A 26961-nucleotide genomic window follows, 5' to 3' on the forward strand; every position below is an offset into this window, starting at 1 on the left:
CTTATATGTAAAAATGATGCATTATTTATAGTAGTGGAACAAAGTTAAATTCTCGGGAAAGCATTTGGGTACATGGTTGTTTACACTTTTCATCTAAGCACTTACAATATAGTCATACTTAGAAGAATACAGGAGAAGAATTCATGAATATTCATAACAGAACAAATTACGCCCTTTTATTGATGGTTGTTTTCGGTGGTTTTTTAATTTTCGGTATTTCGGAAAATATTAAGGGGCCAGCACTCCCCGACATGCAGACAGAGTTTAATCTGAGCGATGGTAAGCTCGGACTTTTACTCGCAATTAACTCTTTTAGCTTTTTAATTGCCTGTACTTTTACTTCATGGTTAATTGACAAGATCGGCGCAAAAGTTACAAGTATTATTACATTTGTTTTAATGGCCTTTTCCGGGTTTTCTATTTACTTATCTATAAATTTTACTACACTGGCAGGAGGCTATTTCCTTCTATATTTAGGAAATGGAATGCTGGAGATTGGACTCGCAATAATTGCTGCAAGAATATTCACTAAAAATACAGGCACGATGCTTAACTTATCACACTTTTTTTACGGGCTTGGTTCAACAGTGGCACCTATCGTTGCAGCACACTTGATGGGATGGGAAATTTCTTCTGCCATTCTCGGTTGGCGGGGAATGTATATGATTATGCTGTCTTTATCTTTATTACCATTAGTCCCCGTCCTACTGAGCAGATTTCCAAAAAATAACAATGATGAGACAGAAGATCGTACATCTATCAAAAAACTATTAAAGGATCCTATTGCATGGTTAATCGTTTTTGCATTATCTATGGCAGTGACAGCGGAGTTAGGGATGGCTTCATGGCTTGTCAATTATTTAGTAAAAGTTAATGAATGGCAATTAGAGGATGCTTCAGCTATGTTATCGATATTCTTTTTCTCATTTATGCTGGCAAGGCTTTTACTCGGTCCTGTAACAGATCGCTTCGGATATACGAAGTCTATCATTCTCTTTTCCCTATTTGCAGGGATCACCAGTATGATACCTATATTCGCTGGGGAGAAATTTGCCATATTATTTGCTGTTTCCGGATTCGGTATTGGCCCCATATATCCTACAATGATGGCACTTATTGCGAAAAAATACACTAAAGGTACAGATACTGCAATTACATTTACTGTTACATTAATTGGAATTGGTACCGTATTATCGAATTTACTGATCGGTTATATTATCCAGGGCGTTACAGTATTATCACTACGCCCAACCTATGAAGCTAGTAATCAGTTAGGCATGAAGGCAGGTTATTTTTTCCTTGCCCTCACTGCATTATTGTGCGGGACTATATGTATGGAGATTTACCGAAGACTAAAAAAGGCAGAAAATATTTTATAGAAAAAGCATGGGCTCACAAGTTGAGCACCATGCTTTTTCCTATTGTGTTAATCCTTCTATTTTCATTGTTTCAACAGTTGCCGTTCCGTTGTCTAACATATTAACTTCTGCAGTAATTTTATCACCTTTTTCTAAAAATATAGCTAAAGGTACGTTACTTGCATTTACTGTATATATTGTTTGATCTGCTTGTAATAAAAACTGTACAACCTGCCCTTGCTCTGTTGAAGTAACGAGAACGCGGTTAATTTCACCTGTTTTCGTCTCCAACAAAGCTTCATCCGTCGCTCCGACATTACCTGGATTCTGCAGCAGTGCCATCCGGTAGGCATCGAGTGCCTTGTTTGCAGTTTCTCCAAAAACAACAAAATCAGAATCATTTGCTTTAATATATGCATATTGTTTGTGTAAGCCATTTGGATCAAGAACATTTACAACCCATGTAGGATTACCGTCAATATTATACAAAACAGGCATATAGCCTTCCCAGCGTTTTTCAGGAAATTCTTTATTCACAATTTGTTTCGCACCTTCACTATCCATTATAGCGTTATTGGTCTCTCCACTATAATAAGTCAGTTCACCTGTTCTGGCATCAATTAATGTATATCCCAGTGCAGAATCAATATTCTCTTTTGGTGAAGTCAGGTCAGTAAAGTAAAACATAGACCCATTTTCATCAAATATTGGTGTCACGCTAGATTCAGACCCTGACTCATTAGGAATCTTTACATCACGTTTACCAAATACACTATTCAGCCATCCGTGAATATACTTACCAAAATAATCATTTTGCAATGAAGCAATTTCAGAACTGATGGATCCCTCAATAAATTCCGGTGCTTCACTTGTATGATACATTTTCATATCACTCGTTACCGGATCTATTACAACTACCATAAGCTCCTTCATATCGGGTTTATTTGTTATATGCACAGGGCGATAAAGAGATTGCACATACCATGGTTTTCCATCTTCATCTACCTCAATTTGCGCTTCCCCACTTTGAATATATTGCGGGTATTTATTATAAATTACGCGGTTGACATTTTTGTGAAAGTAACTTGAGTTAGTGTACTGCATTGGACTGTCATGGAATTCCGGTTGTGCATTTACATTCGTTGCAGAGATAGTAAAATAACCCGGTGTTTCTTTTCCGCGTACAAATTTCCAAAATCCCGAAAATTCAACAGGTGCTACATAAACTACCTCACCATTAACTTTCTGCACTTGGAGCTTGCCTAAGTCATAAAATTGTGGATTAGGTACAACACTCATTGATTTTTGAATCTTGTTTCGGGCAAATTCCGGTGCTACCGTTATTGGTGTTTCATCTTTAGACAGTGGTTTTGCCTCTTCTTCCATTGATACATCTATCGACTGATGTGCTTCATCTAGACTGGCGAAGCCTGCAATGGTTACTATAATAATTCCTATTGCCGCAAGGGTAATTAATGCAACTAATGGAGTTAGTTTTCTTGTCTCTGCTTTTTCCCCAACCTGTATGGAATACAGGAAAAGCGGGAGTAATACTACAGCGATAATAGTATTAGCAATCAGCATGTTAGGTACAGTAACAGTCGGCATTATGAAATAAAAGATTACTGCTGTTACTGCATAACCAACCAAAAACCACCCTAATCCTTTTTTTAATATATTCGTTGTCCCTTCTTTTGAGATACTAACTGTAATAATTACTCCGATGAAATAGATAATCATCGCTATTAATGATGCTATTAGAACACCTATCATTAATAATGTCCCCTTTCTGATCTTCTGTAATACTTTACGGTTCACTAGTGCGAAAGGTTTCATTTATTTTTCATCTATGAGACTTTCAGTATTTCCGGCCCACTTCACCACAGATTAATTAATTATCAATTTTTTATACTTGTAAGCACATACTCATTATTACATTCAAATATAAATTTCTTCCATCCAGTCTTGTAACCCCAGTTCTTTATTTGTGCGAATATCTTCCACATCCATCTGCTCAATTATGGATCCATTCTTCATTACAATGATCTCATCGAGTAATGGTTCTATTTCCAATAGTTCATGGGTTGTAAGCAATAAAGTTTGTTCATCCAGATTCACAAATTGAATGATACTTTTAATAATCTTTTGCTTCACAATAGGATCCAGCCCGGCAAGCGGTTCATCCAATATGAGAAATGGCACTTTCCTGGAGAGTGTAACCACTATCTTCACTCTTCCTAATTGTCCTTTTGACAAATATTTTATTTTTTCACTTTTATCTAATTGAAAAAAATCCGCCATTTGTTCTGCTTTATTTTCATCAAAGTCTTTGAACTGAGAATGATAGAATTCGATTAATTGCTTTATTGTAAAGCACGGATAAAAATACTCACTATCAGGACTAAATGCAACCACACTGCTTCTATCTTTGTTATTATTCATTGTAATTTTTCCATGGGTTGGTTTAAGAATGCCTGCAAGAAGCTTTACTAAAGTAGTCTTTCCACAACCATTTTCCCCGGCAATTCCGATTATTCTCCCGATTCTCAGCTCAGCATTGCAATCGTGGAGAATTCTTTTCATTCTCACTTTTTTACTTATATTCTCGATTTTAATCATCTTCTTCTCCCCCCTTAAATTGGGACAAATTTGACTGAATTTCCTCACTGGTAAATCCCAGCTTTTTCATATCTTGCATAAACTGTTGAACATATTGTTTAACAAGTAAGCTTCTCCACTGGCTAATCATTTGCTGATCACTTGTTACAAATGTCCCCTGCCCTCTTTTTGTCTCAGCTAGTTTCTTTCCTTCCAATTCCCGGTAAACACGTTGTATTGTATTTGGATTGACTCCTTTATCAATTGCAAGCTCCCTGACAGAAGGCAGCTTTTCCCCTTCGCTTTTCTTATTGCTAACAATTTCCTGAATGATCTCATCAGCTATTTGAAGATAGATCGGCTTATCTGTACGAAAATATTGTGCCACCGTTAAACCTCCACCTTCCTCTTTAATAGCAGTGTGACAAGTGAATAAATAAGTATCAGCAAAAGAATTAACGCAATTATATAGCTGAAGGAAATATAATTTTCTTCGAGTATCAATTGATTACTTTCATAAAAGACGTTGTATTTAACCTTCCACAGACCACTGAAAAATGTTAAAAAATCACCAATCATAGGGATAAGGTAAGTACATTGGTAAATCAGTGCGATTATAATTACCATGCTGATTGAAGCACCTATTTTGTATTTAAGCCACTGTTGCAGCACCCATGCACAATATAATAATATCGATCCAACAATCGATATTAATCCAAAATCGAGCATATTAAATGCAAATTCCTGAAAGAAATCACTTAGATTAAAATGAATTCGATTAAATAACTTCAATATAAAAGCAAGCAAAAGTGTTGCAATAAAAAAGACGACAGAGTTTAAAAATCCATGCAAAAATTTAATATGGATCATTTTTGCTATCGTATTTCTCCTATACAAAAAGAGAACCAATTCATGCACTTCCATATTTAAGCTGAAAATAATAGTAGCCGGCATTATAACCAAGCTTATACTAGCCAGTCCGGTGATACTGACAATTTGTGTTTCATCACCTTTATTAAAGATCATCCAGACGATCACTGCCAACAGGCCAAGTCCCACAATAATGTGGAATCCCCGCATCATAGCCATTTCCTTTTTCCACAACCCGATAAATTGCAATATAATCACCTCATGTATTAGTGTACTATCAAAATAGTACACTAATACAAATAAAAAAACAATCCATAAAGCAAATAAGCTGAAAAAAATCTGCTAAACGTATTATCTATTTCATTAACATTTATTGAGTGGAACATAAGAAGTTATGTCCCACCATTTTTTATTCAAATCTCGTGACATCTACCTGGTCAAGGATCATATCATTCAGTCTTTCATTAACGACAAGCTGGAAACGATGCAGCTGCTCTCTTTGCTGGGCATTGGCACTTGTCATCACTTTGTTTATACTCTGTGCCAGTTTTTCCAATTCCAATTGTGCATTTCTGTAATCCTCATTCATCATAAATTGACTTCGGTTGGACATATCTAATTGTTCCTCAGCCTGCTGAATGATATGCTGGCCTTCAATTAACAAGTTTTCTATGGAATCTCTTGTTGTCATTCGCTATCACCTCTCGTCTAGTGTGAGACAAGATTAATAATTCCATACACGAAGCCGTTTATTTTTGTTAAAATATCGTTATTACAGTAAAGATAAGGAGCAATAATAATGAAAGCAATATTACCTTTCTCACATCAGCTTTTAAAGGAAATTGTCTCAGAAGGTGACACAGTTATTGATGCAACATGTGGTAATGGAAATGATACTCTTTTTTTAAGTAAATTAGTTGGCGAAAAAGGGAAAGTTTATGGATTCGATATCCAGGAAGCAGCTATTGAAAATACAAGAAAAAGAATGGAAACAAATCACCAAAGAAATGTAGTACTTATCCAGGACGGACATGAAGCAATTGATAAATATATCAGAACAGATGAAAAAATTGCAGGTGCCATTTTTAATTTAGGCTACTTACCAAGAGGGGACCACTCTATCGTAACTAAGCCAGCATCCACCATAAAAGCGATCGATTTAATTACAGACAGCTTAAAAATCGGCGGAAGGATCGTACTTGTTGTCTATCATGGACATGATGGAGGTGCTGAGGAGAGAAATCATTTACTAGCTTATTGTCAAAACCTTGACCAAAATTTTTACCAAGTATTACAGTACCAATTTATTAATCAGAAAAATCACCCGCCATTTATTCTTTCATTGGAGAAAATTAAAGAAGTGACTGTCCACTAATTGAACTTGATATAAAGGGAAAACCAGAATTTTGTTCTGGCTTTCCTTTGAAGATAATGATATTAATATCTCCCTGCAAAACGATTATATATCTTAATGTTCCAATGAAAAAATTGAGACTTGGGCCCGCTGACTCTGATTAATCTTTTGGCAATTTGGTACGCCTTATCCATTCGCTTCACTTTTGGATCCGCCAAATATAATCCAACTAAACCATGCTGAATCATCTCGTGAAAAGTCTGATCAGGGAGTTTTTTCACCTGGGTATTCGTCTGTTCTACAAAGTAGACTAACCTCTCTTCCAATTCCTGTTCATTTTGATAGTAATTACAGAAATTCAAATCTCCTTCCATACGATCTTCTTCCTGGTCAATAAAGTAATCAAGCATTATATGTAAACCTTGTAAATACGGGAAGTAGCTGTCATAAATATTATTGGCCAAATCCTCTGTCATTGATTCGCCAAGGGCATAGGAAATCATACAAAAGATCCCTAATGTGGAACCTGTACATGCAGAAAATTCATACCAGCTAAGCATTGGCCACTTTTGCTGATATGCCATAAACCATTTTTCAAGCCGTGGTATCCTTTCTTCATGCTTCACATGCTTATGTACCTGAAGATCACTATATAACGCCTCTAATTCAAGCAAATATTGTTTAATCAAATGATAATTATCTATCTCTTTCAATATGTTCTGGCATGTTTTAACTAAATCTGTTAAATAGCAACCGTCATCTTGTTCTTCTCGAAGCTGATAATAATTCTTCACTTGATTGTATGGAGTTAACGCATCTTCCATTGATTGATGCAGCAAACGGAAATCATCAGGGTCAAGTGAAGTACTTCGATCACATAAGTTATCTAAATAATCACTAATTGTCTGGTATGCCACAATAAAACGAATTGCCTCTTTCCAGCTTTCTCCAGCCAAAACGCTGTATACACTGCCTCCCTGACAGTGAAATTTCTTGTCTCTGATACTCGCTAAAGCCTGTGTACGCAATTCCGTATCAGGGATATCTTCCGCTCTTTGCCTCCAGTAATTTAATTCCTTCTTTACTTGCGGGAAAATCTTTTGATACACATTTTTCATTAATAAAGGAGCATTTGCCGGGATTTTGCTTGTCAAAATTATTCTCCTCACTTTGTCTGTTTCTTCCTATAATTCTTTCTATTATATATGATATCATAATATTAACTATTAAGCAGGAGGGAAGATAATGATTCATCACTATAAAGATAAAAGCCCATTAATTGACAGCACAGCGTTTATCGCACCAGATACTGTTATTACTGGCGATGTGGAAATTGGTGAGTATACAAGCGTATGGTTTAAAACAGTTATCAGGGGTGACGTCGCACCGGTAAAAATCGGTTCATACTCAAACATCCAGGATTTATCCTTGCTGCACCAGAGTCCAAATAAGCCTCTGATTATTGAAGATTATGTAACAGTCGGCCATCAAGTTACACTACATTCTGCCATCATCCGCAAACATGCTCTTATTGGAATGGGATCTGTTATTCTTGATGGCGCTGAAGTCGGTGAAGGAGCATTTATCGGTGCAGGAAGTCTCATTCCCCAAGGGAAAAAGATTCCACCAAAAACGCTCGCCTTTGGCAGACCCGCTAAAGTAATTCGAGAATTAACCGATAAAGATATTGAGGAGATGCAGCGGATCCAGAAGGATTATGTACAAAAAGGCATCTATTATAAGGAAGTTACGGCAAGATAATTACAAATTTGGAGGAAAGTTATGCTTATTGCTCTTTTTATCATTTCACTGATCATGTTTACTTTTCTTCTGTATTTCTATAAACGCTCTCATAAAAAAATAATGCAATATATGGCTTTCCTGTATATTCTCTTATTTGGTTCTGTAAGTATTGGTGTTGGCAGTTATTTAATTTATACTGCTGATCTCACCTGGATTTACGCTACAATGAATGATAATAGAGAATTAAGTTCCCATTCAGCAATTAACAATAAATTGAGTGTTAAATTAAATCCGGAGATGAAAATACAAGTACCTGTAGTAAAGCAATTTCCTGAATTGCCACGCGGCTGTGAGGTAACATCTTTAACGATGCTGCTTCAATACCATGATGTGGACACTAATAAAATGAGATTAGCAAAAGAAATTACAAGAGACGAAACACCGTATAAAGAAAATGATGGCATCATCTATTTTGGCGATCCCCACAATGGATTTGTTGGAGATATGTACAGTTTCTCTCAACCAGGCTTAGGAGTATATCACCAGCCAATATATGAACTTGCCAAAAGTTATGTTGGAGATAAAGCTGTTGATTTAACTGGACATGAATTTGAGAAAGTTATACAGTCACTTTCCAGTAAAGAACCTGTTTTAACTATTACAAATATTACTTTCCAACCCTTACCCGAATCAGCATTCACTACATGGCAGACACCTGCCGGCCCAGTAAAAATCACAAAAAAAATGCATGCTGTAATACTAACAGGTTATGATGACCATTTTATTTATTTTAATGACCCGTATGACGGTGAACAGAAGAAAGCTCCCAAGCAGTCATTTATTACTGCATGGGAGCAAATGGGCAAGCAAGCTATCTCGATTGAATTATAATTGTGGTAGTTTGCTCTCTGTTTTGTCTTCATTTTTAAGTTTCTCTATATCAAATTTATTCTCCATATAAATCTGGTGCCATAACATAAACATAAAAACAGTCCACAACTTCCTGCTGTTGTCTGCTTTCCCCTGACAGTGATCCTCTAATAACTGTGTGATAACCTGCTTATTCAGTAAATGATCTGTTTGACTTTCACTAATTAATTGACGTGCCCAGCCGTTCAGTTCATTTTTCAGCCAATGACGAATCGGTACAGGGAAACCTAACTTTTTCCGGTCCAATACATGATCTGGAACAATACCTCTTGAAGCGAGGCGCAGGATATGCTTGGTTGTACCCTCTGCAATTTTCATATCAACCGGTATTTCACTTGCAATACGAAATACTTCCTTATCTAAAAACGGCACTCTTAATTCTAATGAATGTGCCATTGTCATCTTATCTGCTTTTAATAAAATGTCACCACGCATCCATGTATGAATATCTACATATTGCATTTGATTGACTAAATGGTCATTTTGTACTTGCTGAAAATATGGTGCAGTTATTTGCTGGTAAGAAAGTTGACTGTTATGTGTTTTTAATAAAGTCTTTTTCTCTTTTTCTTCAAACATTTTTGCATTACCAATATACCGGTCTTTTAAAGGAGTTGTTCCTCTTTCCAGAAAGCTTTTTCCTTTAACCCCTTCCGGTAATACTTGTGCAACTTTTGCTAAGAGTTCTTTTGCCGGCGCAGGGATCGACTGAAACATTTTTAGCGATTCAGGCTCACGGTATATATTATACCCTCCAAACAGCTCATCCGAACCCTCTCCTGATAACACGACGGTAACATGCTTTTTGGCTTCTCTTGCTACAAAATAAAGCGGTACACACGCCGGATCAGCTAATGGATCATCTAAATGCCATATAATTTTCGGTAATTTTGCTACATATTCTTCTGGTGAAATAATATAAGAATAATTATCTACACCTAACTTTTCAGCAGTTTCCTTTGCAACGTCAACCTCGGAAAATCCTTCCTGTTCAAAACCCACAGAAAATGTCTTTATATTCGGATGAAAATCCTTGGCAATTGCAACAATTAATGAAGAATCAATACCACCTGATAAAAACGAGCCAACAGGTACATCACTTCGCATATGGACATTGACCGAATCATACATAACATCCTGGATTTTTTTTATTAAAGCCTGCTTTTCTTGTTGTACTGGTTGAAAAACAGCATGGAAATAACGATGAAAAGTAATCTTCTCATTTAAACGTTTGACAAAAAAGTGACCTGGTTCTACTTTTTTTATATTTTGATTCATTGTATAAGGTTCGGGTACATATTGAAAGCTTAAATAATGCTGTAATGCTTCCAGATCCACTGTTTCCCCTATATCAGCCAACAGACTCTTTTTCTCTGATGCGAAGTAGATACCCTCATCCGACTCTTTATAAAATAACGGCTTGATACCAAACGGGTCTCTTGCCCCAAACACCGTTTGTTCCTGTTTATCCCAAATCAGAATAGAGAACATTCCGCGCAGCTGTCTGAAAGCCTCTGTGCCGAACTCCTGGAACATGGCTAATATTACTTCTGTATCAGAATCAGTTGTAAATTGGTAACCTTTTGTTATTAACTCATCTCTTAACTCAATGTAATTATAAACCTCACCATTAAAAACCATCCAATAATTTTCATCATTGTAGGTAAAAGGCTGATGTCCGCTTTCAATGTCTATAATACTTAATCTGCGAAAACCAAATAAGACATTGTCATCTTCATAATAACCTTCATCATCTGGACCACGGTGATAAATCGCGGCATTTCGTTCCTCAAATTGTTTTACATTCTCTTCTTGCCATTTTTTGTTTTCAGATTTAATAATACCTACAAATCCACACATATTTCACTGGTTCCTTCCTTTTGTATCGTTATGTAATCTCCAATGTCTGTTCAAGAAATAAGAGAAAAAGCCAAGTACACTTCAGGCACTTGACCATTATCTCTCAACTATTTAATTTTAAATGTTCCTTACGCTTTTGACAAGTATGATTGCAACTGTTCTACACGATCTGTCTGTTCCCATGGAAATTGTGTATCAGTACGTCCAAAGTGACCGTATGCAGCCGTTTGACGATAGATAGGTCTTCTTAAATCAAGCATTTTGATAATTCCTGCCGGACGTAAATCAAAATTCTCACGAACTGCTTCAACTAAAGCTTCCTCTGAATATTTCCCTGTTCCGAACGTATTTATTGAAATAGAAACAGGTTGTGCCACTCCAATTGCATAGGCGAACTGAACTTCACAAACATCAGCTAAACCAGCTGCTACGATATTTTTTGCGACATACCGAGCGGCATATGCTGCAGACCGGTCTACTTTTGTAGCATCTTTACCACTAAAAGCACCACCGCCATGACGCGCATAACCACCATAAGTATCTACTATGATCTTCCGACCGGTAAGTCCAGCATCACCCTGAGGTCCGCCAATAACAAATCTGCCTGTAGGATTAATGAAGTATTTTGTCTCATTGTCTAATAATTCCGATGGGACAATAGGAATAATAACATGTTCTTTAATATCCTTCTGAATTTGTTCTAATGTGATATCCTGATGATGCTGTGTAGAGATAACGATCGTATCAATACGGACAGGCTTATCATTCTCATCATATTCCACAGTTACTTGAGTTTTTCCATCAGGACGAAGATATCCTAATGTACCGTTTTTTCTAACATCTGTTAGCTGTTTTGCTAATTTATGTGCTAAACTTATCGGTAATGGCATTAATTCTGGTGTTTCATTGTTAGCATAACCAAACATTAATCCCTGGTCACCAGCGCCAATTGCTTCAATCTCGTCATCACTCATCTTACCTTCTCTTGCTTCAAGAGCTGTATTAACACCACCTGCGATATCAGGAGATTGTTCATCGATTGCAGTAAGAACACCGCATGTTTCCGCATCAAATCCATATTTTGCTCGTGTATAGCCAATTTCTTTAATTGTGTTGCGAACAATTTTCGGAATGTCAACGTATGTGTTTGTTGTAATTTCACCTGATACAAGCACGAGCCCTGTGGTAACAGTTGTTTCACATGCTACGCGAGCATTGGGATCGTTTTTAACAATTTCGTCTAGAATAGCATCAGAAATCTGGTCACATATTTTATCTGGGTGTCCTTCTGTAACTGATTCTGATGTAAATAAGCGTCTGTTTTGCACCATCTTAATATTTTCCTCCTTAAACCTTCCCTCAAGCATACGAATTAGTTATATAGCGTAGGCTTCCATTCGATTCTTTCGTTTATTTAAAACACTCTTAACACCACTATACAATTTTCTGCAAGAAATTGCACGGCTTGTCTTAAGATATTAATCTGATAAGATTAGTTGGTTATCAGAACATTCCATATCTTTCATTTTGATAGTTAGAGTTAAAATAAATCACACTATACCCTAATTATAGTCTATATCGTACCCTAAAGGAATATGGAAAGTCAATCACTTTTTCTTGCCGCATAGTAACATAGCTAACCCTCAAATCGGGTTAGCTATATACGAATCGGATTTAATATACCGCAGACTGTATGTTAATACATCATCTTTCATAATAAAACTGAATGCTTCATTCGATCGGATATTGCAAGGTAATTCATCCAGTAAAACCGGTCCTGCTGTCTCTAGGTATGTGGAACGCTTTTTAAGTGTGGCTATTTCAGCAAAATATATATTTTTCGCAATCTGGTCATAACGGCCTGTAACAAAATATTGACCGATATAATAGAGTGATTCCACTTCTCCGCCTGTTTCTTCATTCACTTCTCTGATTGCTGCTTCTTTGGGCGTTTCATTCTTTTCCACTTTTCCTCCGGGAAATTCAAGTCCGCGCTCTAAATGTTTTGTTAAAAGCCATTTAGAATGATAACGGCATATTACCCAGACATGTTTTGGGTATTGTTCAAATGGGTGATCTGAAAAGGATAACTTCACTTCATTATTATAATAATCATTAAATGTTTTCATGGTTTTATTGTACCTTTAAATAATATTAATGGCTAATATTTGTTATCTTCCATTGCCCTTTGATTTTCTCGAAAAGAACCTGTATCGTATACGGACCATACAAATCCGTTTCATTTTCCTGTGTTAACTCCACTTTATTATCACTTATTGTATCCTTTTCATACTCATTATCTTTTATAAACCATGCTGGTGTTTCAGTTGGTATAATGAATAACTCACCATTCTGTTCTACAAAATAATAATCTACGTACGGTCTGACAACTTCTTTTGTCGCTATGGAATCGAACTCATCAATTAAGCTATCCTTTGTTCGGAACTTAACTACTCTATTTTCTTCATCAATCTCCTGTACCAATGTATCCATAAACTGATCCATCATTGCAATCATCTTGTCATCACTCAATGTCGGGTTATTACTTGATAGTCTTTCCGTATTTTTTGGTGCGTTCGACGTTGTGGAATGTACATGTCTTTGTATTTTCTCCACTTGTTCTGTATTTTGTGAGGAAGACAGTTCATTCGCTTCGATTTGTTGAAATATGAGTGCAGTAAATCCGAATAATAGTCCAATTGTCAGGAATGTTATCAACTTTTTCATTTTTACCCCTCCCAACCTCTATATGTATATCTTTTACCTGAATTACGTACTTTTAAACATTACTTATACTATATAGACGTTTGAAGAGGAGTTTTAGTTTCATTTTTTTATATTTCTTTTCCGATATTTGCTTCTTGCATTGCTTTTTTCGTCTCATTATCTGCCAAATCATAAATCATCTGATATGCACCTTTTAGTCCACTGTCATATTCATCATTTTGAGGATCGTTATGATACGGCATGAATGGAATATGAGCACGTACAAACGCTCCCATATCTGCATCACGTATTTCATTAAACTTTTCTCTTAAAAAAAAGACTTCTTCATCAGTCGCGTTAATCACAAATTCCGTATTCGTCCCATATGGAATTTGTGATATTTCCTGTGTAGCTATATTCACATAGTATTTTTTCTTATTCATGTCGCTCACCTCTTGAAATAGTTTACGACATTATAAAAAAAAAATACGAAAAGCTCTCTATCCATAATCGAATAGAGAGCTCTAAATAATATTTATTAAACTGGCTGCATCTTCTGCTGTTTCGCTTCTTCAACCGCCTGTTTAATTAAACAACGGCCTCTGCCATGTGGAATACACATTGGTGTACCGAACATCGGATCATACATTACGTCGCATTTCATCTGAAATACATCATTGACTAATCCGCCGCTGATAATCTCTTCCGGTTTCCCCTGTGCATAAACTTTCTTATCCTTAATTGCTACAATATGATGGGCATAACGGCAAGCTAAATTTAAGTCATGTAAAACCATCACAATTGTGCTGTTTCTTTTTTCGTTTAGTTCGAAAAGTAAATCAAGGATTTCTATCTGATGAGTCATGTCCAGATAAGTTGTCGGTTCATCTAATAAAATAGTATCCGTACCTTGAGCTAAGGTCATTGCAATCCAGGCCCGTTGCCGCTGGCCGCCTGACAAAGAATCAACAGTACGATCCTTTAATTCCATCATGTTGGTTGCTTCCAGAGCTTCATTTACTGCCTGCTCGTCATCAGGGGACCATCTTTTAAACATTGTTTTATATGGATGACGTCCCTGTCGAACTAGCTCTTCCACCGTTAATCCTTCTGGACTTGTTGGGCTTTGAGGTAAAATAGCCAACTGTTTCGCGACATCTTTAGTCGGAATCTTAGCAATATCTTTCCCGTTAAGTACGACGTCCCCATGCTTTGGTTTTAACAAACGTGCCAGTGACCGTAACAATGTAGATTTACCGCAGCCATTTCCGCCGATAAAGACAGTAATTTCTCCCTTAGGAATAGCAATATCCAATGCATCTATAATAACGTCTTCTCCATAACCTAAAGTTAGATCTTTCGCCACTAATGTTTCCATTTCGGAATCTCTCCCTTGATTACGCTCATTCGTAAACAGTTTTCCCGTAAATAAATACGGTGATTCGAACAATCTTCTATATTTAATAGTTTATTGGCTATAAAGGAAAAAGTCAATGACTTTGAGAATCATTATTAATTAATTCCATCCATTCCCATAATTTATGCCGCTGCAATTTACTCGTCGCATTACGCGGAAGTGACCGGACAAAATATATTTTTTTCGGAATTTTATATGATGCTAATTCCTTTTTGCAAAAATCAAGTATTACCGTCTCTGTCAGTTCGGTATTATTTCTTACGATAAAAGCAGCTGGCACCTGACCCCAGTATGGATCTGACATGCCCGCAACACCAGCTTCTTCAACTCCTCTGATTGATAGAAGACAATCCTCAATTTCTGCCGGGTATATATTCTCCCCCCCAGAAATTATCAAATCACTTCTACGATCTATAACATATAGGAATCCCTGTTCATCCTTATATCCTAAATCACCAGTGTATAGCCAGCCATCATAAAAAGCCTTTTTGTTAGCTTCCTCATGGTTATAGTATCCTGCAGTAACCATTGGACCATTTACTACAATTTCCCCTATTTCTGCTGGTGCCAATTCTGCTCCATCCTGCCTAATCTCTATCTGTGCTGAAAAAAGTGCTTTTCCTGCCGAGCCAACTCTTTCTAATGCATCACGCTCGTTAAGTGTAGCGATTTGAGAAGATGTTTCCGTCATACCATATGTTTGAATAATCGGTATTCCTTTATCCCTGGCTGTTTTTAACAAGGAAACAGGTGCAGGACCACCACCAAGCAGCATACAACGAAAACTTGGTGGATAACGGTCTTCTCCAAGTTTATTCAACAGTCTGGAACAGGTGACCGCTACCACTGACACAATTGTCACACCATTTTTCATAATTGCCTGCTGAACAGCTAACTCATCAAACTTCTCTAAAAGGAAAACAGACATCCCATAAATCACACTCTTCATAATAATAGCTAATCCGCTAATATGATACAGTGGCAAACATGCAAGCCATTTATCTGAAGGTAATAAACCAAGATTTAACGCTGAAGCAACAGCACTTGACCAATGATTATCAAAGGAATGCATTACCGCCTTTGCATTACCCGTTGTTCCTGAAGTAAACATCATTGAACAGAGACGATTCATATTAATTATTTCTGTTAATTCAACAGATGACGAGCTTCTTTTATGTATCTCAGTAAAGGTTTTAGACGGGAGATGAACAGAAGATGTTTTTTCTTTCAAATTATCTGATGTGAGAATCAGTTCTACATCAGCTGTTTGACATTGTTTTTTGATTTCACTGGTTGTCAGTCTGGTGTTTAACAATACGACAGGTTTTTCTAAATAGGTACATGCAAAAAATGCCACAATCATGTCCAGAGAGTTATTTGATAATATACCTATATGTTTAATATGGTGAGTATAATTAGCCAATTTCTTCGCGAAAAGAACGGATTCCTTATATAATTTTTCAAAAGTCCAGCATTGCCCATCGGCTATTTCAACAGCTATCATATCTGGACTTAAATCTGCCCGCTTTGTCAGCCAATGTTCCATCACTGTTTCCACTCTCAACCCCTCCTTCGGTATGCTTCTTGTAACGTTTGATATTACAAACACATCAGCCAAAAAATTCTCTAACAGGAAAATGACCAATACATTAGGCATTGGTCATTTATCATTCCAGTATTAAGGGAACCTCGGAAACTTCTTAAAGTCCGGTTTACGTTTCTCTTTGAATGCATCTCTGCCTTCTTTTGCTTCATCTGTTGTGTAATAAAGCAAGGTCGCATCTCCACCCATTTGCTGAAGTCCTGCCAGTCCATCTGTATCTGCATTAAAGGAAGCTTTCAGGAAACGAAGTGCTGTTGGTGATTTCTCCAGCATTTCTTCACACCATTGCACTGTTTCTTCTTCCAGTTTTTCCAATGGTACGACTGTGTTTACCAGCCCCATATCTAATGCTTCCTGTGCATTGTACTGACGGCACAGATACCAAATTTCACGAGCTTTCTTGTGACCTACTATGCGTGCAAGAAGGCCTGCTCCATAACCCGCGTCAAAACTCCCGACTTTAGGCCCTGTTTGTCCAAAAATAGCATTATCTGCAGCAATTGTTAAATCACAGACAACATGCAATACATGTCCTCCCCCGATCGCATAGCCTGAAACCATTGCAACAACCGGTTTTGGAATCACACGAATCAATCGTTGTAAATCCAGAACATTCAAGCGGGGAATTTCGTCTTCCCCTACATATCCGCCATGCCCTCTTACTTTTTGATCACCGCCGGAACAGAATGCTTTATCTCCGGCACCAGCTAACACAATAACTCCAATGCGAGAATCATCTCTTGCATATGTAAAAGCTTCAATCAATTCATTAACCGTTTGAGGTCTAAATGCATTCCTTACCTCAGGTCTGTTAATTGTTATTTTAGCAATCCCGTTATACGTTTCATATAAAATATCTTCATAAGTTCGTTCACTAACCCACTCTATTGACATCAATTATTCCTCCTTCTTGAAATAAACTCATTTACTATTGTACCAAAAATCTCTTCTTGTTCCACATGAATTGCATGCCCGCTGTTTTTTATAACATAAAAATCATTATTCATAAGGATTTGATTCATATGTTGACCTATTTGAACAAACTTCTTATCTTTTTCTCCGACAATAATACAGACTTTACATCTAAGTTGTTTGAGACTCTCCCACCAGGAAGGCATTACCCCTGTTCCCATTACCTGAAGGGAATTTGCCAGCCCCTCTTTTGAATGGGAAAACCGCTCTTTGCGTATTTTTAATTTAACACTTTCCGGTAATGTCTGCTGCGTATGAAATAACGGGATCTTTTCCCATTTGTTAATAAAATCCTCTAAAGTGTTCTCAAGTAAAAATTGGGCGAGTTTTTGATCACTCTTTATCCGCTTCATTTTCTCAAACTCATCATTAATACCAGGGGTTGCACTCTCCAGTATCAAGCTCTCCACAAACCCTGGATAAAGGATAGCAAACGTTAACGCAGTTCGTCCTCCCATAGAATAACCTAGTAAATGAATTGTCGTAAGGTTCATTTGCTTGAATATATCGGCCAATTCATTACAGCATGTTTCGATAGAAGTTACTCTCGCTTGTGTTTTTCCGTGACCTGGTAAATCAAGCAAGATCACCTGATTCTTTTCTGCTAATTGATCTCTGATGGAATACCAAGTATGGGTCGAACCAGTAAAACCATGAAGCAATACAACAGGATCGCCGCATCCAAATATCTCTACCCAGTACTTGTTCTTACCAACATTAAAATACATTCTCATTTTCCTTCATGAGTTTTAACAGCTTATTACCGATAAGATCCCACTTTTGCTGATGCCATGTGACATTTTTATCACGATCTGTCTGGATCTCGATGAGCGATAAACCACCTGAATCATAACAATGGGTTAACGCATTTATATAGTCCTGCCAGTTTTCCGGACGATAATATGCTATGTCAAACGCTTCAGCTATCTTTTCCATATCCATTGACTGAGAGGTACCAAACAATAACTCATAATGCGGACTTTTCTGTTTTGCTTGGGGCAGGAATGAAAAGATTCCCCCGCCATTATTATTGATTAAAACAATCGTCAATGATAAACGATAATTTTTTGCCAAAAGTAATCCATTCATACTATGAAGAAAAGAAATATCCCCGATTAATAGAGTTGTATGCCTGCCTGTGGCACTCATTCCGGCAGCTGTTGAAATAATGCCATCAATACCATTTGTTCCACGGTTCGCATATATTTCAATATTTTGTTCACTGTTAAACCAGAAACTATCCATATCTCTAACAGGCATGCTGTTACCGACAAATATAATCTGATCATCGGGAATAACAGATTGAAGCCCGAATACCGCATGTCCTTCTGTTAAATCTTCCATCTCATTCCGTTCTTTTAACAGTTGCTTTGTAAGGTGATTCCATTTCTGCCATTTATCCAGATACTTCTCATCACATTTATACCCTGCATCTGCCAAGTCTGATAAAACCTGATCAGGATGACCGTAAATAAAGTGAGTATTTAAACCAACAGGTTCCCTGTATCCTTCGACTGTCTCGATAACAAAATGTTGAATATGCTGATTTTCCTGAAGAAACTGTAAATAAGGTTTAGAGATCGGCATTGCCCCAATCCGGATAATAAAATCAATGTCTATCTGGTTTCTTACTTCAGGGATTTTAAATATGGCATCATAACTTTCAATAAGGTGGGATTTATCATGTGTGCCGTTTCTTAAGGGTGAGAGTGGATCAGCTAAAACTGGCAAATTCCAGCTATCAGCAAAGCGTATGACTGACTCCACAATGCTTTTATCACTCTCGGGCCCACATACTAATAATCCTCTCTTGTTTTCATTGATTAACTCTAATATTTTTTTTATTTCATGTTTATCCAAGTGATAGGTGGATTGCGATGACATGCTGGTAAATTCTTTTTCTCCCCACAAGTGTGAAATACTAAAATCAGGTAACAAAGGCTCCTGAATTGGAAAGTTCAGATGTACTACTCCGGCGTTATGTTTTGTTGCTGTTCTTACCGCTCTGTCCGCCTGATTTCTCACATATGTAAGCATTTTATCAGAATCTCCAGGTATGGCCATTTCATGAAACCATTTCACATATTCACCGTACAGTTTAATTTGATCAATTGCCTGCGGTGCTCCAACATCTCTAAGCTCATGTGGGCGATCTGCTGTCAATACAATTAATGGCACTCTACTGTAATATGCTTCAATAATCGCTGGGTAATAGTTAGCAGCCGCAGAACCTGAAGTACAAACAAGTACAACTGCTTCTTTCAGTCCTTTTGCTATCCCTAATCCAAAAAAGGCAGCAGATCTTTCATCAATATCTACCCACAGTTTGTATTTCCCGTATTCAGCAAAAGTAAGTGCAAGGGGTGTGGACCTGGAACCCGGAGAGATAATAACATTTCTAATTCCGCTTTGATAAAGCTGATCAACGAAATTAGCAATATACCGTGTTAATTTATTCTGATGGCTCATCCATTAACCTCCCAAAGCTTCCAACATTGGTGTAAACTTTATTTTTGTCTCTTCATATTCCATATCCGGGTTTGAATCTTTTACAATCCCGCATCCTGCAAATAAGGAAGCTTTTTCTCTCTTAATCAGACCTGAACGGATAGCTACAGCAAATTCACCGTTAAAATTGCTGTCAAACCATCCAATGGGTGCACCATACCATCCTCGTTCCAATTTCTCATGTTTACGTAAAAAATTGAGCGATTCCTTTTGAGGGAAACCGCTAAGAGCTGGAGTTGGATGCAATTTTTTTACGACTTCCAATAGCGTACATCCAAATCTGATTTCTGCCCGGACAGGTGTAAACAAGTGCTGTAAATTTTGCAATGGATAAATGATCGGTACATCTGGAATATCAACATTGCGAGCACAAGACTGAAGCGAATCGCGTATCATATTAACCACTATCTGGTGCTCTTCACGATTTTTTTCATCATTTAACAAAGCCTGTCCAATTCGTATATCCTCCTCAGACGTTTCTCCTCTTGGAGCAGTACCCGCTAAACAGGTAGACAGAATCTGATTATCTTTGACATGGACTAACCTTTCTGGTGATGCACCGATAAAACACGCAACATCGGTTTCCCAGGCAAATACATAACTATTTGGTTGATTTGTTAATAACTGATGGAGTACATCAGTTATATTGCACGGGTTACGTAATTCAACCTGCAATTCCCTTGCCAGCACAATTTTTTCAACAGGATATGTTTCAATATAATTTGTGACTTCCCTGACTAGATTCTTCCACTCATGAGGATTTACCTCGTGTTCGAAAACGATCTGGTTGTTTTCGGATTCTATAAAAGCAGAATCAAGTAACTGACTGCTCTCATCATATAAGATAGCAGCTAAATTCTCGATATCACTTTGTTGATCCAGCCAAATGTTTATCGTAAGGAAGCAGCCGTGTTCATCGACGGTTAACATATACTCCGGAATACGAAATTGACTCCCTTCAAAACCGTCCCATAATTCACAGGTTTCTTTTTCTTCATCAAAAGGAAAACCGCCTATAGCGATCGGCCCAGTATTCGCATACGTATACTTATTGTCCAGAATGGTTCTCTCCATCAGCTTGCTCCATTCTTTTTTAACAATATTATACGGGTTTTTCTCTGCTTTTATTGTATAGGCGTTACCTATACCAACAAAACAAACATTTTGATCTGCATTCGACCAAAATGATCTCTCTTTAGCAAGTTTTTTACCTTTATGGAAAAATGATAGTATATCTACTTTGTTAATTTTCTCAGTTATACTAACAAGGGTTGGTGTTTTATTATTTTGTATCTGCTCTAATGCTGTTTGTAATACACCTTCTATTTTTATTCCCTTTGTCTCGATCATCCGAAAACCCTCCAATATAATAGGGCAATTTTCATAAACGATATCCATTATAGTACAAATTAAAGTAATTTCAAATAATAGATTACTTCAAATGTGTAGATATGTTGGGTTATTCACCGTTTTCTTACTCATTATCTGCATACAGAAGTATTGTTATTCTGATATCATTACGAAAATAATACCTTCTGATAGTATAACAAAAAATAACTGAAAAAGTGTGTTTATTAACTTCCCTTTTTCCAGATCCCTTAAACGCTGGTCATTGACACGCAACAGACTATTCAATAAAATTATAATGTTGCACTTATAAATATAAATCAAGGAGATTTGTTAAATGGGATCAAAAACAAAACAAAAAGCAAATCATTTAAATGAAAAACCAGGTTTGCATGTGTGGTGGCGTTTATTAAGACCACATACTTTAACCGCATCGTTTATCCCGGTTATTGTTGGAACAATGTTGGCAAGTCTGGATGGAGAGTTCAATCTTTTGGTATTCCTGGCGATGCTTTTTGCTGCAATGCTCATTCAGGCGGCAACAAATATGTTTAATGAATATTTTGACTATAAACGAGGACTCGATAATGAAAATTCTGTCGGTATCGGTGGGACTATAGTACGTGATGGAGTAAAACCGTTGATTGTCAAAAGACTTGGTTTTATTTTCTTTGGACTGGCGATAATCCTAGGACTTTACATTTGCCTCCAGTCAAGCTGGTGGATAGCTGTAATCGGGCTAATCAGCATGCTGATCGGCTATCTTTATACAGGAGGACCTGTTCCTATTGCATACACTCCGTTTGGCGAGTTATTCTCCGGCGGTCTAATGGGAACAGTAATGATTGGCATAAGTTACTATATCCAAACTTTACAAATCACATCACAGGTAATTATCGTATCCATCCCTATCGCTATCCTGATCGGATGTATCTTACTATCCAATAACATCCGTGATTTAGAAGGGGATAAAGAAAATGGACGTAAAACTCTAGCCATTCTGGCAGGAAGAGAGCGTGCTATTTCTTTGTTAAAGTGGCTCATCATTAGCAGTCTAGGATTGACAATTATTTATATTGGTTTTGGATTATTACCGATATATAGTGTTATCAGTCTGTTAAGTATTCCAAAGGCTAAATTTGCTGTCGAAACATTCCGTGCTAACACCACTAATGTAGGTATGATACCTGCAATGGCCGCTACAGCAAAGACAAATACGATATACGGAGCATTAATTGCGTTATCTTTAATTTTTCATATTATTTTCCCATTTTCTTTATAGTTAAAGGTGGTTCATATGACTAGTTTGCTTGATACACTGGAAATGAATGTTGTTCAAAAAAATAAGAAAGAAGTAATCATTGAGATGCTAATCACTGATAAAGTGAAACAGCCAATGGGCTACCTTCACGGTGGAGCTTCCGTAGCTTTAGCAGAAACCGCTGCAAGTATCGGTGGTCTTCAGCACATTGACCCGAAACAGCAGTCAGTTGCCGGGCTTGAGATTAATTGTAATCATCTCAAGGCAAAGAAAGACGGTAAACTTACTGCAATAGCTGTACCAGTTCATATCGGAAGAACAACAATGGTATGGGAAGTTAAGATAATGGATGAAATAAACGAGCTTATTGCAATAGCAAGATGTACATTAGCAATAGTAAAGCCCTCCGTTAAGTAGAAGAACAGGGGGTAATTATTGAATTATTCGTGGAGAAAAGATTTAGCTTCTAATTTAGGCATCGTCTAATTGTTCAACATCCATTGAAATCTCATGAACAAAATGTAAGAAGTTCATGAGATTGTGTGCGGGAGATTTGATTGTTGATTCTTCGTTCAGGATGAAATCTTTGGTGTGCGCGCAATAGGTTTGGTTGTGATCTCGCCATCAGGACGAAATCTTCGACAATTAGCTACTTCCTATAATAATTGTAAAGAGTGTTTTAAAGAAGGGTGATATGTAGATTTCTGTTTGGGTGGGCCATAACTTTTATGTCCCACCCTTTTTTTCAAACCAGTTTTTTAATCTTATGAACAGGATAAAAAAGATGATTCCTATAAACGTTCCTTTTATCAGATTAAAAGGTAGTATCCCAGCAAGGATAGTATTTTGTTTAACAGAAGGAGATAGAACTTCCCACCCCATAAACCAGCTGTATGCTGGCAAAAATACGAAGTAATTGAGTACTGCCATTGCTGCAGACATAGCAATTGTACCAAGTATTAACCCTGACCAAATACTTTTCTTACTTCTATATTTGTAATACAGAAAAGTCACAGGGAAAACATAGAATAGCCCTGCAAAAAAATTAGCTGTCACCCCAATAGGGTCATAAGCTGCTGTTAATGCTAAGTGAAGCAGATTCTTAATTGCAATCACAGCAATCCCGGCAACAGGATTAAACATCACTCCTGCTACCAGTGCCGGTAAATCACTTATATCAAGCCGTAAATTTGGTGGTAAAAAAGGAAGTGGTATATTAAGAAACATTATGAGAGCAGAAATCGCGCCCATCAATGCAATGATTAAAAATTGGTAAAGATAAGTATTAGGAAATATGGTTTTTGCCAACCTGGTTTCCTCCCTGCGATGAACAAATTTAGCATTAACATGCTAAAGCTATATCCTTACCTATATTAATTTTAATCATTTATTATGTCAATAAAGTGAGACTATTATTCATCATTATATTTTTTTTAATCGATATCTATTGGCTTTAAGCTTTCTGTTCCCTTAAGGGATGTAATCATCTCAACTAACAGCTCAATTTCTGCATCAATATCTGCTATACTTACTGTTTCAACTGGCGAATGCATATACCTTAAAGGCAATGAAACAAGGCTGACAGGAACTCCTTTACCAGTTACTCTCATTTTATCTGCATCTGTACCTGTATGCCTTGGTGTCAATTCATACTGTATTGGCATATCTAATTTTTTAGCTGCAGTCTCTAACCACTGATTCATTTTTCGGTTGATCGAGGCTCCTTTCGCCAATACCGGACCCCCACCTAAACGAACATCTCCATGCTTTGTCTTATCAACGGACGGATAATCTGTAGCGAAAGTAACATCACAGGCAATTGCACAAGTAGGCTCAAGCCCCGCTGCAGCAAAATATGCTCCTCCCATATTGGTTTCCTCATTCACAGTACTTACCGCACACACACCAATATTCAGATTCTTCTCTTTTAATCTTCTTAACACCTCAGCCACAATAAAGGCACCTGTACGATTATCCAATCCCCTGCCAGATACATAGCGGCCCATTAATAACTCTGACTGCCGTCTATATACGACTAAATCACCAATTTGGATATGTTCAGTTATTTCTGATTTCTTTTCAGCACCACAATCTATAAATAAATCTTCTACATCAAAATCATCTTTCATACCGCCATGATGCTGAGCATTAACCCCTATCACACCTTGCAGTGTACTCTCTTCCCCAAGAATTTCTACCTTCATACCTATTGCAGCTTTTGGATTGATTCCACCCATTTTGTCTATGTAGATAAAACCATTATCATCAATACGGTTGACAATAAATGCAACCTCATCACAATGTCCTGCAAGCAGCAATTGGAAATCTGCATCTGGATTAATTTTTGCTATTGCATTTCCTGCACCATCTGTTTGTATGGAATCTGCATGCGGTTTTACATACTCCAGCCATTTTTTCTGAATATTCATTTCGAGACTTGATGGTGAAGGTGTATGTAATAAATCAAATAAAAAATTTAAACTTTTTTGTTCCATTGGATCACTCCTGTTTTTTCTTAAATTTTTAAAGCATAATCTAACAGACTTAGAACAAACTAATTAGAAAATAATGGATAGTCGAGGTGTTACAGATGATTTGGAATAGATGTATTCAATTTTATTTTCATTTACCTATATTTTTACGGCTAATATTGAGTGTCACTTTGATTATGCTGCTGTTTGGCTTTATTATTCATCTAATTGAGCCTTCGCATTTCCCAACATTATTTGATGGTGTTTGGTGGGCATTTGTTACAGGTTCAACCGTTGGTTATGGTGACTATGTTCCGCTAAGTACACTTGGCAAGGCAGTAGGTATCTTTCTAATATTAGCCGGCGGCGGTCTGGTGACATTTTATATGGCTACAATTTCAGCAGGTACAATTAAACATGAAAAGGACTTGTCAGATGGGAAAATCGCCTACAGAGGCAAAAACCATATAATTATAGTTGGCTGGAACGAACGAACCCGTCAGTTAACGGAAATGATGAGAAACAGACAAATCAATCAGGATATTGTTCTCATTGACCATACAATGAGAAATATATCATATAAGGATCACCATATTCACTTTATTCATGGTAACCCGACAGCTGATGATGTTTTACAAAAAGCAAAAATAAAGGACGCAACTCATGCGATCATCACAGCCGATCCCTCTTTTAAAGAAAATGAAGCCGACCGGCAGACGATCCTTAATATTATTTCAGCAAAAGGAAACAATCCTGAATTAATTATTGTGGCAGAAATATTAACAGATATCCAACAAAAAAATGCTGAAAGAGCAGGGGCTAATTTAATCATCAGGTCTAATGATTTTATGAGTTCACTCTTCTTTCAGACAATATTCCAAGCCAGTAACCACGCTACTGATATTATAGCAAAAACTTTGGAACAGCAGCAATTTTGCACTACCCCAATAGACCCTGACATGGCCGGTCAGAACTTTCATGCATGTGCAGTCAAATTACTGGACAACAACAAATGGCTTATTGGGATAATGAGAGCTGATGAAATTATGATACATCCCGATTTTAAATTAATTCTCGAGGAAAAAGATATGTTGATTTACTTGCAGCCATTTTAATACAGCATGACATAGACTAACTTTTATTTAAGTGATCCAATATTACTTCTAACTGGCTTAATACTTGTTGTCCTCTCTCTATATATTCGGCTGGTATATCGGCATCTTTTTCAATCGGTGTTTGAAACTGATTAAATGCAGCTTGAATAACACTGCTTTCAGCATTCTCGTCTACATCGTTTTGATATTTATGTGTAAGAATATATGGTTGATCTAATTGTATCATGACATTCTTATCTTCTATTTGACCATTAATTGTGTGGAAAGGTATTCTAAGGAAATGATAACCATTATCCGACCCAAGCTTGTAATCAAAATAGCCGTGATCATATTCCCATGCTCCCCCCAGACTGTATCCCGCACGTTCCAGAACTTCTTTGAATTGTTTATATTCGAATTTCCTGTCTTTAATTGCAGATTCTATTTCATACATCCCATTCCACTCCTTATCGTTTCATTACTTTCTTTTAGCTTTCCTTGCGGGAGAAGGATTATGTATACAAACAGAGAAAATCCCGTGGCACTAATTAAGGTTCTAAGTCAAATGTTGGGGTGAGCTAGACGCTCACTCCTAATTTATGCGACCCGAAATTTGATATATTTATATTGATGATGCAATAACACTCTTAACCTAAATCGGTCAAATCGTTTAAAACCAAATGCGTTGCGCTTAATGACCTTGGTTTGGTTATTAAGACCTTCTATAAAGCCATTATGTAAATCATAACCAAAACTGTTCATAATCTGTTTCTGCCAATTTCGAAAGGTTTCTATTGCTTTTTCAAATTCCTTTAGTCCAGAGCTTTTAACAAGGTCATAAAATTGATAAAGTCTTTCTTTTGTTTCTT

28 protein-coding genes are annotated in these 26961 nt (G+C 36.9%); 7 read left to right on the forward strand and 21 right to left on the reverse strand.

Features of this window, described 5'->3' with window-relative positions:
• Positions 1 to 143 precede the first annotated feature (143 nt).
• Entirely contained in the window at positions 144 to 1379 is a 1236-nt protein-coding gene (locus tag BMW36_RS13775) for an MFS transporter (RefSeq protein ID WP_089742089.1), read from the forward strand.
• 39 nt (positions 1380 to 1418) lie between these two features.
• Here the strand turns inward: BMW36_RS13775 and BMW36_RS13780 are convergent, their stop codons facing one another.
• The 5 genes from BMW36_RS13780 to BMW36_RS13800 form a co-directional block, all read right to left on the reverse strand.
• Positions 1419 to 3194: a DNA-binding protein gene (locus tag BMW36_RS13780; RefSeq protein ID WP_245711687.1), complete on the reverse strand. Its 1776-nt coding sequence runs from the start codon at positions 3192 to 3194 to the stop codon at positions 1419 to 1421.
• Positions 3195 to 3296: 102 nt separating this feature from the next.
• A complete protein-coding gene (locus BMW36_RS13785) occupies positions 3297 to 3977 on the reverse strand; it encodes an ATP-binding cassette domain-containing protein (protein ID WP_089742093.1) in 681 nt (226 codons plus the stop codon).
• Positions 3970 to 4344 (reverse strand): GntR family transcriptional regulator, encoded by a 375-nt coding sequence (locus BMW36_RS13790; protein WP_089742095.1) that lies wholly within the window; start codon positions 4342 to 4344, stop codon positions 3970 to 3972. The genes BMW36_RS13785 and BMW36_RS13790 overlap by 8 nt, the downstream gene beginning before the upstream one ends.
• Positions 4345 to 4346: 2 nt before the next feature.
• Positions 4347 to 5075: a hypothetical protein gene (locus BMW36_RS13795; protein ID WP_089742097.1), complete on the reverse strand. Its 729-nt coding sequence runs from the start codon at positions 5073 to 5075 to the stop codon at positions 4347 to 4349.
• Between the two features lie 160 nt (positions 5076 to 5235).
• Positions 5236 to 5517 carry a DUF2524 family protein gene (locus BMW36_RS13800; RefSeq protein ID WP_089742100.1) on the reverse strand — a complete coding sequence of 94 codons (282 nt, stop codon included), beginning with the start codon at positions 5515 to 5517 and terminating at the stop codon, positions 5236 to 5238.
• A gap of 108 nt (positions 5518 to 5625) precedes the next feature.
• Here BMW36_RS13800 and mnmM point away from each other — a divergent pair, with 108 nt between their 5' ends.
• A complete protein-coding gene (gene mnmM / locus BMW36_RS13805) occupies positions 5626 to 6201 on the forward strand; it encodes a tRNA 5-(aminomethyl)-2-thiouridylate-methyltransferase MnmM (protein ID WP_089742102.1) in 576 nt (191 codons plus the stop codon).
• Between the two features lie 62 nt (positions 6202 to 6263).
• Here the strand turns inward: mnmM and BMW36_RS13810 are convergent, their stop codons facing one another.
• On the reverse strand, positions 6264 to 7334 hold the full coding sequence (locus tag BMW36_RS13810) for a tetraprenyl-beta-curcumene synthase family protein (RefSeq protein ID WP_281243052.1): 1071 nt from the start codon (positions 7332 to 7334) through the stop codon (positions 6264 to 6266).
• Between the two features lie 91 nt (positions 7335 to 7425).
• Here BMW36_RS13810 and BMW36_RS13815 point away from each other — a divergent pair, with 91 nt between their 5' ends.
• Positions 7426 to 7941, forward strand: a complete 516-nt coding sequence (locus BMW36_RS13815; protein WP_089742104.1) for a gamma carbonic anhydrase — start codon at positions 7426 to 7428, stop codon at positions 7939 to 7941.
• Positions 7942 to 7962: 21 nt separating this feature from the next.
• Positions 7963 to 8814 (forward strand): C39 family peptidase, encoded by an 852-nt coding sequence (locus tag BMW36_RS13820; protein WP_089742106.1) that lies wholly within the window; start codon positions 7963 to 7965, stop codon positions 8812 to 8814.
• Here the strand turns inward: BMW36_RS13820 and asnB are convergent.
• The 11 genes from asnB to BMW36_RS13875 form a co-directional block, all read right to left on the reverse strand.
• Positions 8809 to 10713 (reverse strand): asparagine synthase (glutamine-hydrolyzing), encoded by a 1905-nt coding sequence (asnB, locus tag BMW36_RS13825; RefSeq protein ID WP_089742109.1) that lies wholly within the window; start codon positions 10711 to 10713, stop codon positions 8809 to 8811. The genes BMW36_RS13820 and asnB overlap by 6 nt on opposite strands.
• Before the next feature lie 128 nt (positions 10714 to 10841).
• Positions 10842 to 12044 carry a methionine adenosyltransferase gene (gene metK / locus BMW36_RS13830; protein WP_089742111.1) on the reverse strand — a complete coding sequence of 401 codons (1203 nt, stop codon included), beginning with the start codon at positions 12042 to 12044 and terminating at the stop codon, positions 10842 to 10844.
• A gap of 312 nt (positions 12045 to 12356) precedes the next feature.
• A complete protein-coding gene (ytkD, locus tag BMW36_RS13835) occupies positions 12357 to 12842 on the reverse strand; it encodes an RNA deprotection pyrophosphohydrolase (RefSeq protein WP_089742113.1) in 486 nt (161 codons plus the stop codon).
• Positions 12843 to 12867: 25 nt separating this feature from the next.
• The gene (locus tag BMW36_RS13840) at positions 12868 to 13440 is read right to left on the reverse strand and encodes a hypothetical protein (RefSeq protein WP_089742115.1); all 573 of its coding nucleotides are present in this window, start codon (positions 13438 to 13440) and stop codon (positions 12868 to 12870) included.
• Positions 13441 to 13547: 107 nt separating this feature from the next.
• Positions 13548 to 13862 (reverse strand): hydrolase, encoded by a 315-nt coding sequence (locus tag BMW36_RS13845; protein WP_089742118.1) that lies wholly within the window; start codon positions 13860 to 13862, stop codon positions 13548 to 13550.
• Between the two features lie 95 nt (positions 13863 to 13957).
• Positions 13958 to 14797: an ABC transporter ATP-binding protein gene (locus BMW36_RS13850; RefSeq protein WP_089742120.1), complete on the reverse strand. Its 840-nt coding sequence runs from the start codon at positions 14795 to 14797 to the stop codon at positions 13958 to 13960.
• Between the two features lie 112 nt (positions 14798 to 14909).
• Positions 14910 to 16394 carry an o-succinylbenzoate--CoA ligase gene (locus BMW36_RS13855; RefSeq protein WP_245711688.1) on the reverse strand — a complete coding sequence of 495 codons (1485 nt, stop codon included), beginning with the start codon at positions 16392 to 16394 and terminating at the stop codon, positions 14910 to 14912.
• A 120-nt stretch (positions 16395 to 16514) separates the two neighbouring features.
• Complete coding sequence (gene menB, locus BMW36_RS13860) at positions 16515 to 17333, reverse strand: 1,4-dihydroxy-2-naphthoyl-CoA synthase (RefSeq protein ID WP_089742121.1); 819 nt, start codon at positions 17331 to 17333, stop codon at positions 16515 to 16517.
• Positions 17333 to 18139, reverse strand: a complete 807-nt coding sequence (menH, locus tag BMW36_RS13865; RefSeq protein WP_089742123.1) for a 2-succinyl-6-hydroxy-2,4-cyclohexadiene-1-carboxylate synthase — start codon at positions 18137 to 18139, stop codon at positions 17333 to 17335. The genes menB and menH overlap by 1 nt, the downstream gene beginning before the upstream one ends.
• Positions 18129 to 19880 (reverse strand): 2-succinyl-5-enolpyruvyl-6-hydroxy-3-cyclohexene-1-carboxylic-acid synthase, encoded by a 1752-nt coding sequence (gene menD, locus BMW36_RS13870; RefSeq protein WP_089742125.1) that lies wholly within the window; start codon positions 19878 to 19880, stop codon positions 18129 to 18131. Before menD ends, menH begins: the two co-directional genes overlap by 11 nt.
• Before the next feature lie 3 nt (positions 19881 to 19883).
• On the reverse strand, positions 19884 to 21269 hold the full coding sequence (locus BMW36_RS13875) for an isochorismate synthase (protein ID WP_089742127.1): 1386 nt from the start codon (positions 21267 to 21269) through the stop codon (positions 19884 to 19886).
• Between the two features lie 334 nt (positions 21270 to 21603).
• Here BMW36_RS13875 and BMW36_RS13880 point away from each other — a divergent pair, with 334 nt between their 5' ends.
• Both BMW36_RS13880 and BMW36_RS13885 read left to right on the forward strand, forming a co-directional pair.
• Complete coding sequence (locus BMW36_RS13880) at positions 21604 to 22548, forward strand: 1,4-dihydroxy-2-naphthoate polyprenyltransferase (protein WP_089742129.1); 945 nt, start codon at positions 21604 to 21606, stop codon at positions 22546 to 22548.
• A 15-nt stretch (positions 22549 to 22563) separates the two neighbouring features.
• The gene (locus BMW36_RS13885) at positions 22564 to 22944 is read left to right on the forward strand and encodes a hotdog fold thioesterase (protein ID WP_089742131.1); all 381 of its coding nucleotides are present in this window, start codon (positions 22564 to 22566) and stop codon (positions 22942 to 22944) included.
• Between the two features lie 309 nt (positions 22945 to 23253).
• Here the strand turns inward: BMW36_RS13885 and BMW36_RS13890 are convergent, their stop codons facing one another.
• Positions 23254 to 23835, reverse strand: coding sequence for an ECF transporter S component (locus BMW36_RS13890; RefSeq protein WP_245711689.1), 582 nt, complete (start codon positions 23833 to 23835; stop codon positions 23254 to 23256).
• Between the two features lie 125 nt (positions 23836 to 23960).
• On the reverse strand, positions 23961 to 25022 hold the full coding sequence (locus BMW36_RS13895) for a M20/M25/M40 family metallo-hydrolase (protein WP_089742133.1): 1062 nt from the start codon (positions 25020 to 25022) through the stop codon (positions 23961 to 23963).
• Between the two features lie 95 nt (positions 25023 to 25117).
• Between BMW36_RS13895 and BMW36_RS13900 the strand changes: the two genes are divergently transcribed.
• Positions 25118 to 26113: a potassium channel family protein gene (locus tag BMW36_RS13900; RefSeq protein WP_089742135.1), complete on the forward strand. Its 996-nt coding sequence runs from the start codon at positions 25118 to 25120 to the stop codon at positions 26111 to 26113.
• 16 nt (positions 26114 to 26129) lie between these two features.
• Here BMW36_RS13900 and BMW36_RS13905 read toward each other — a convergent pair whose 3' ends face one another.
• Both BMW36_RS13905 and BMW36_RS13910 read right to left on the reverse strand, forming a co-directional pair.
• Positions 26130 to 26546, reverse strand: coding sequence for a YugN family protein (locus BMW36_RS13905; protein ID WP_089742137.1), 417 nt, complete (start codon positions 26544 to 26546; stop codon positions 26130 to 26132).
• A gap of 143 nt (positions 26547 to 26689) precedes the next feature.
• Positions 26690 to 26961, reverse strand: a 272-nt coding sequence (locus tag BMW36_RS13910; protein ID WP_139180273.1) for a transposase, incomplete at its 5' end; no start/stop codon positions are given.

This window comes from Gracilibacillus ureilyticus, assembly GCF_900111195.1.
GTDB lineage: Bacteria > Bacillota > Bacilli > Bacillales > Amphibacillaceae > Gracilibacillus > Gracilibacillus ureilyticus.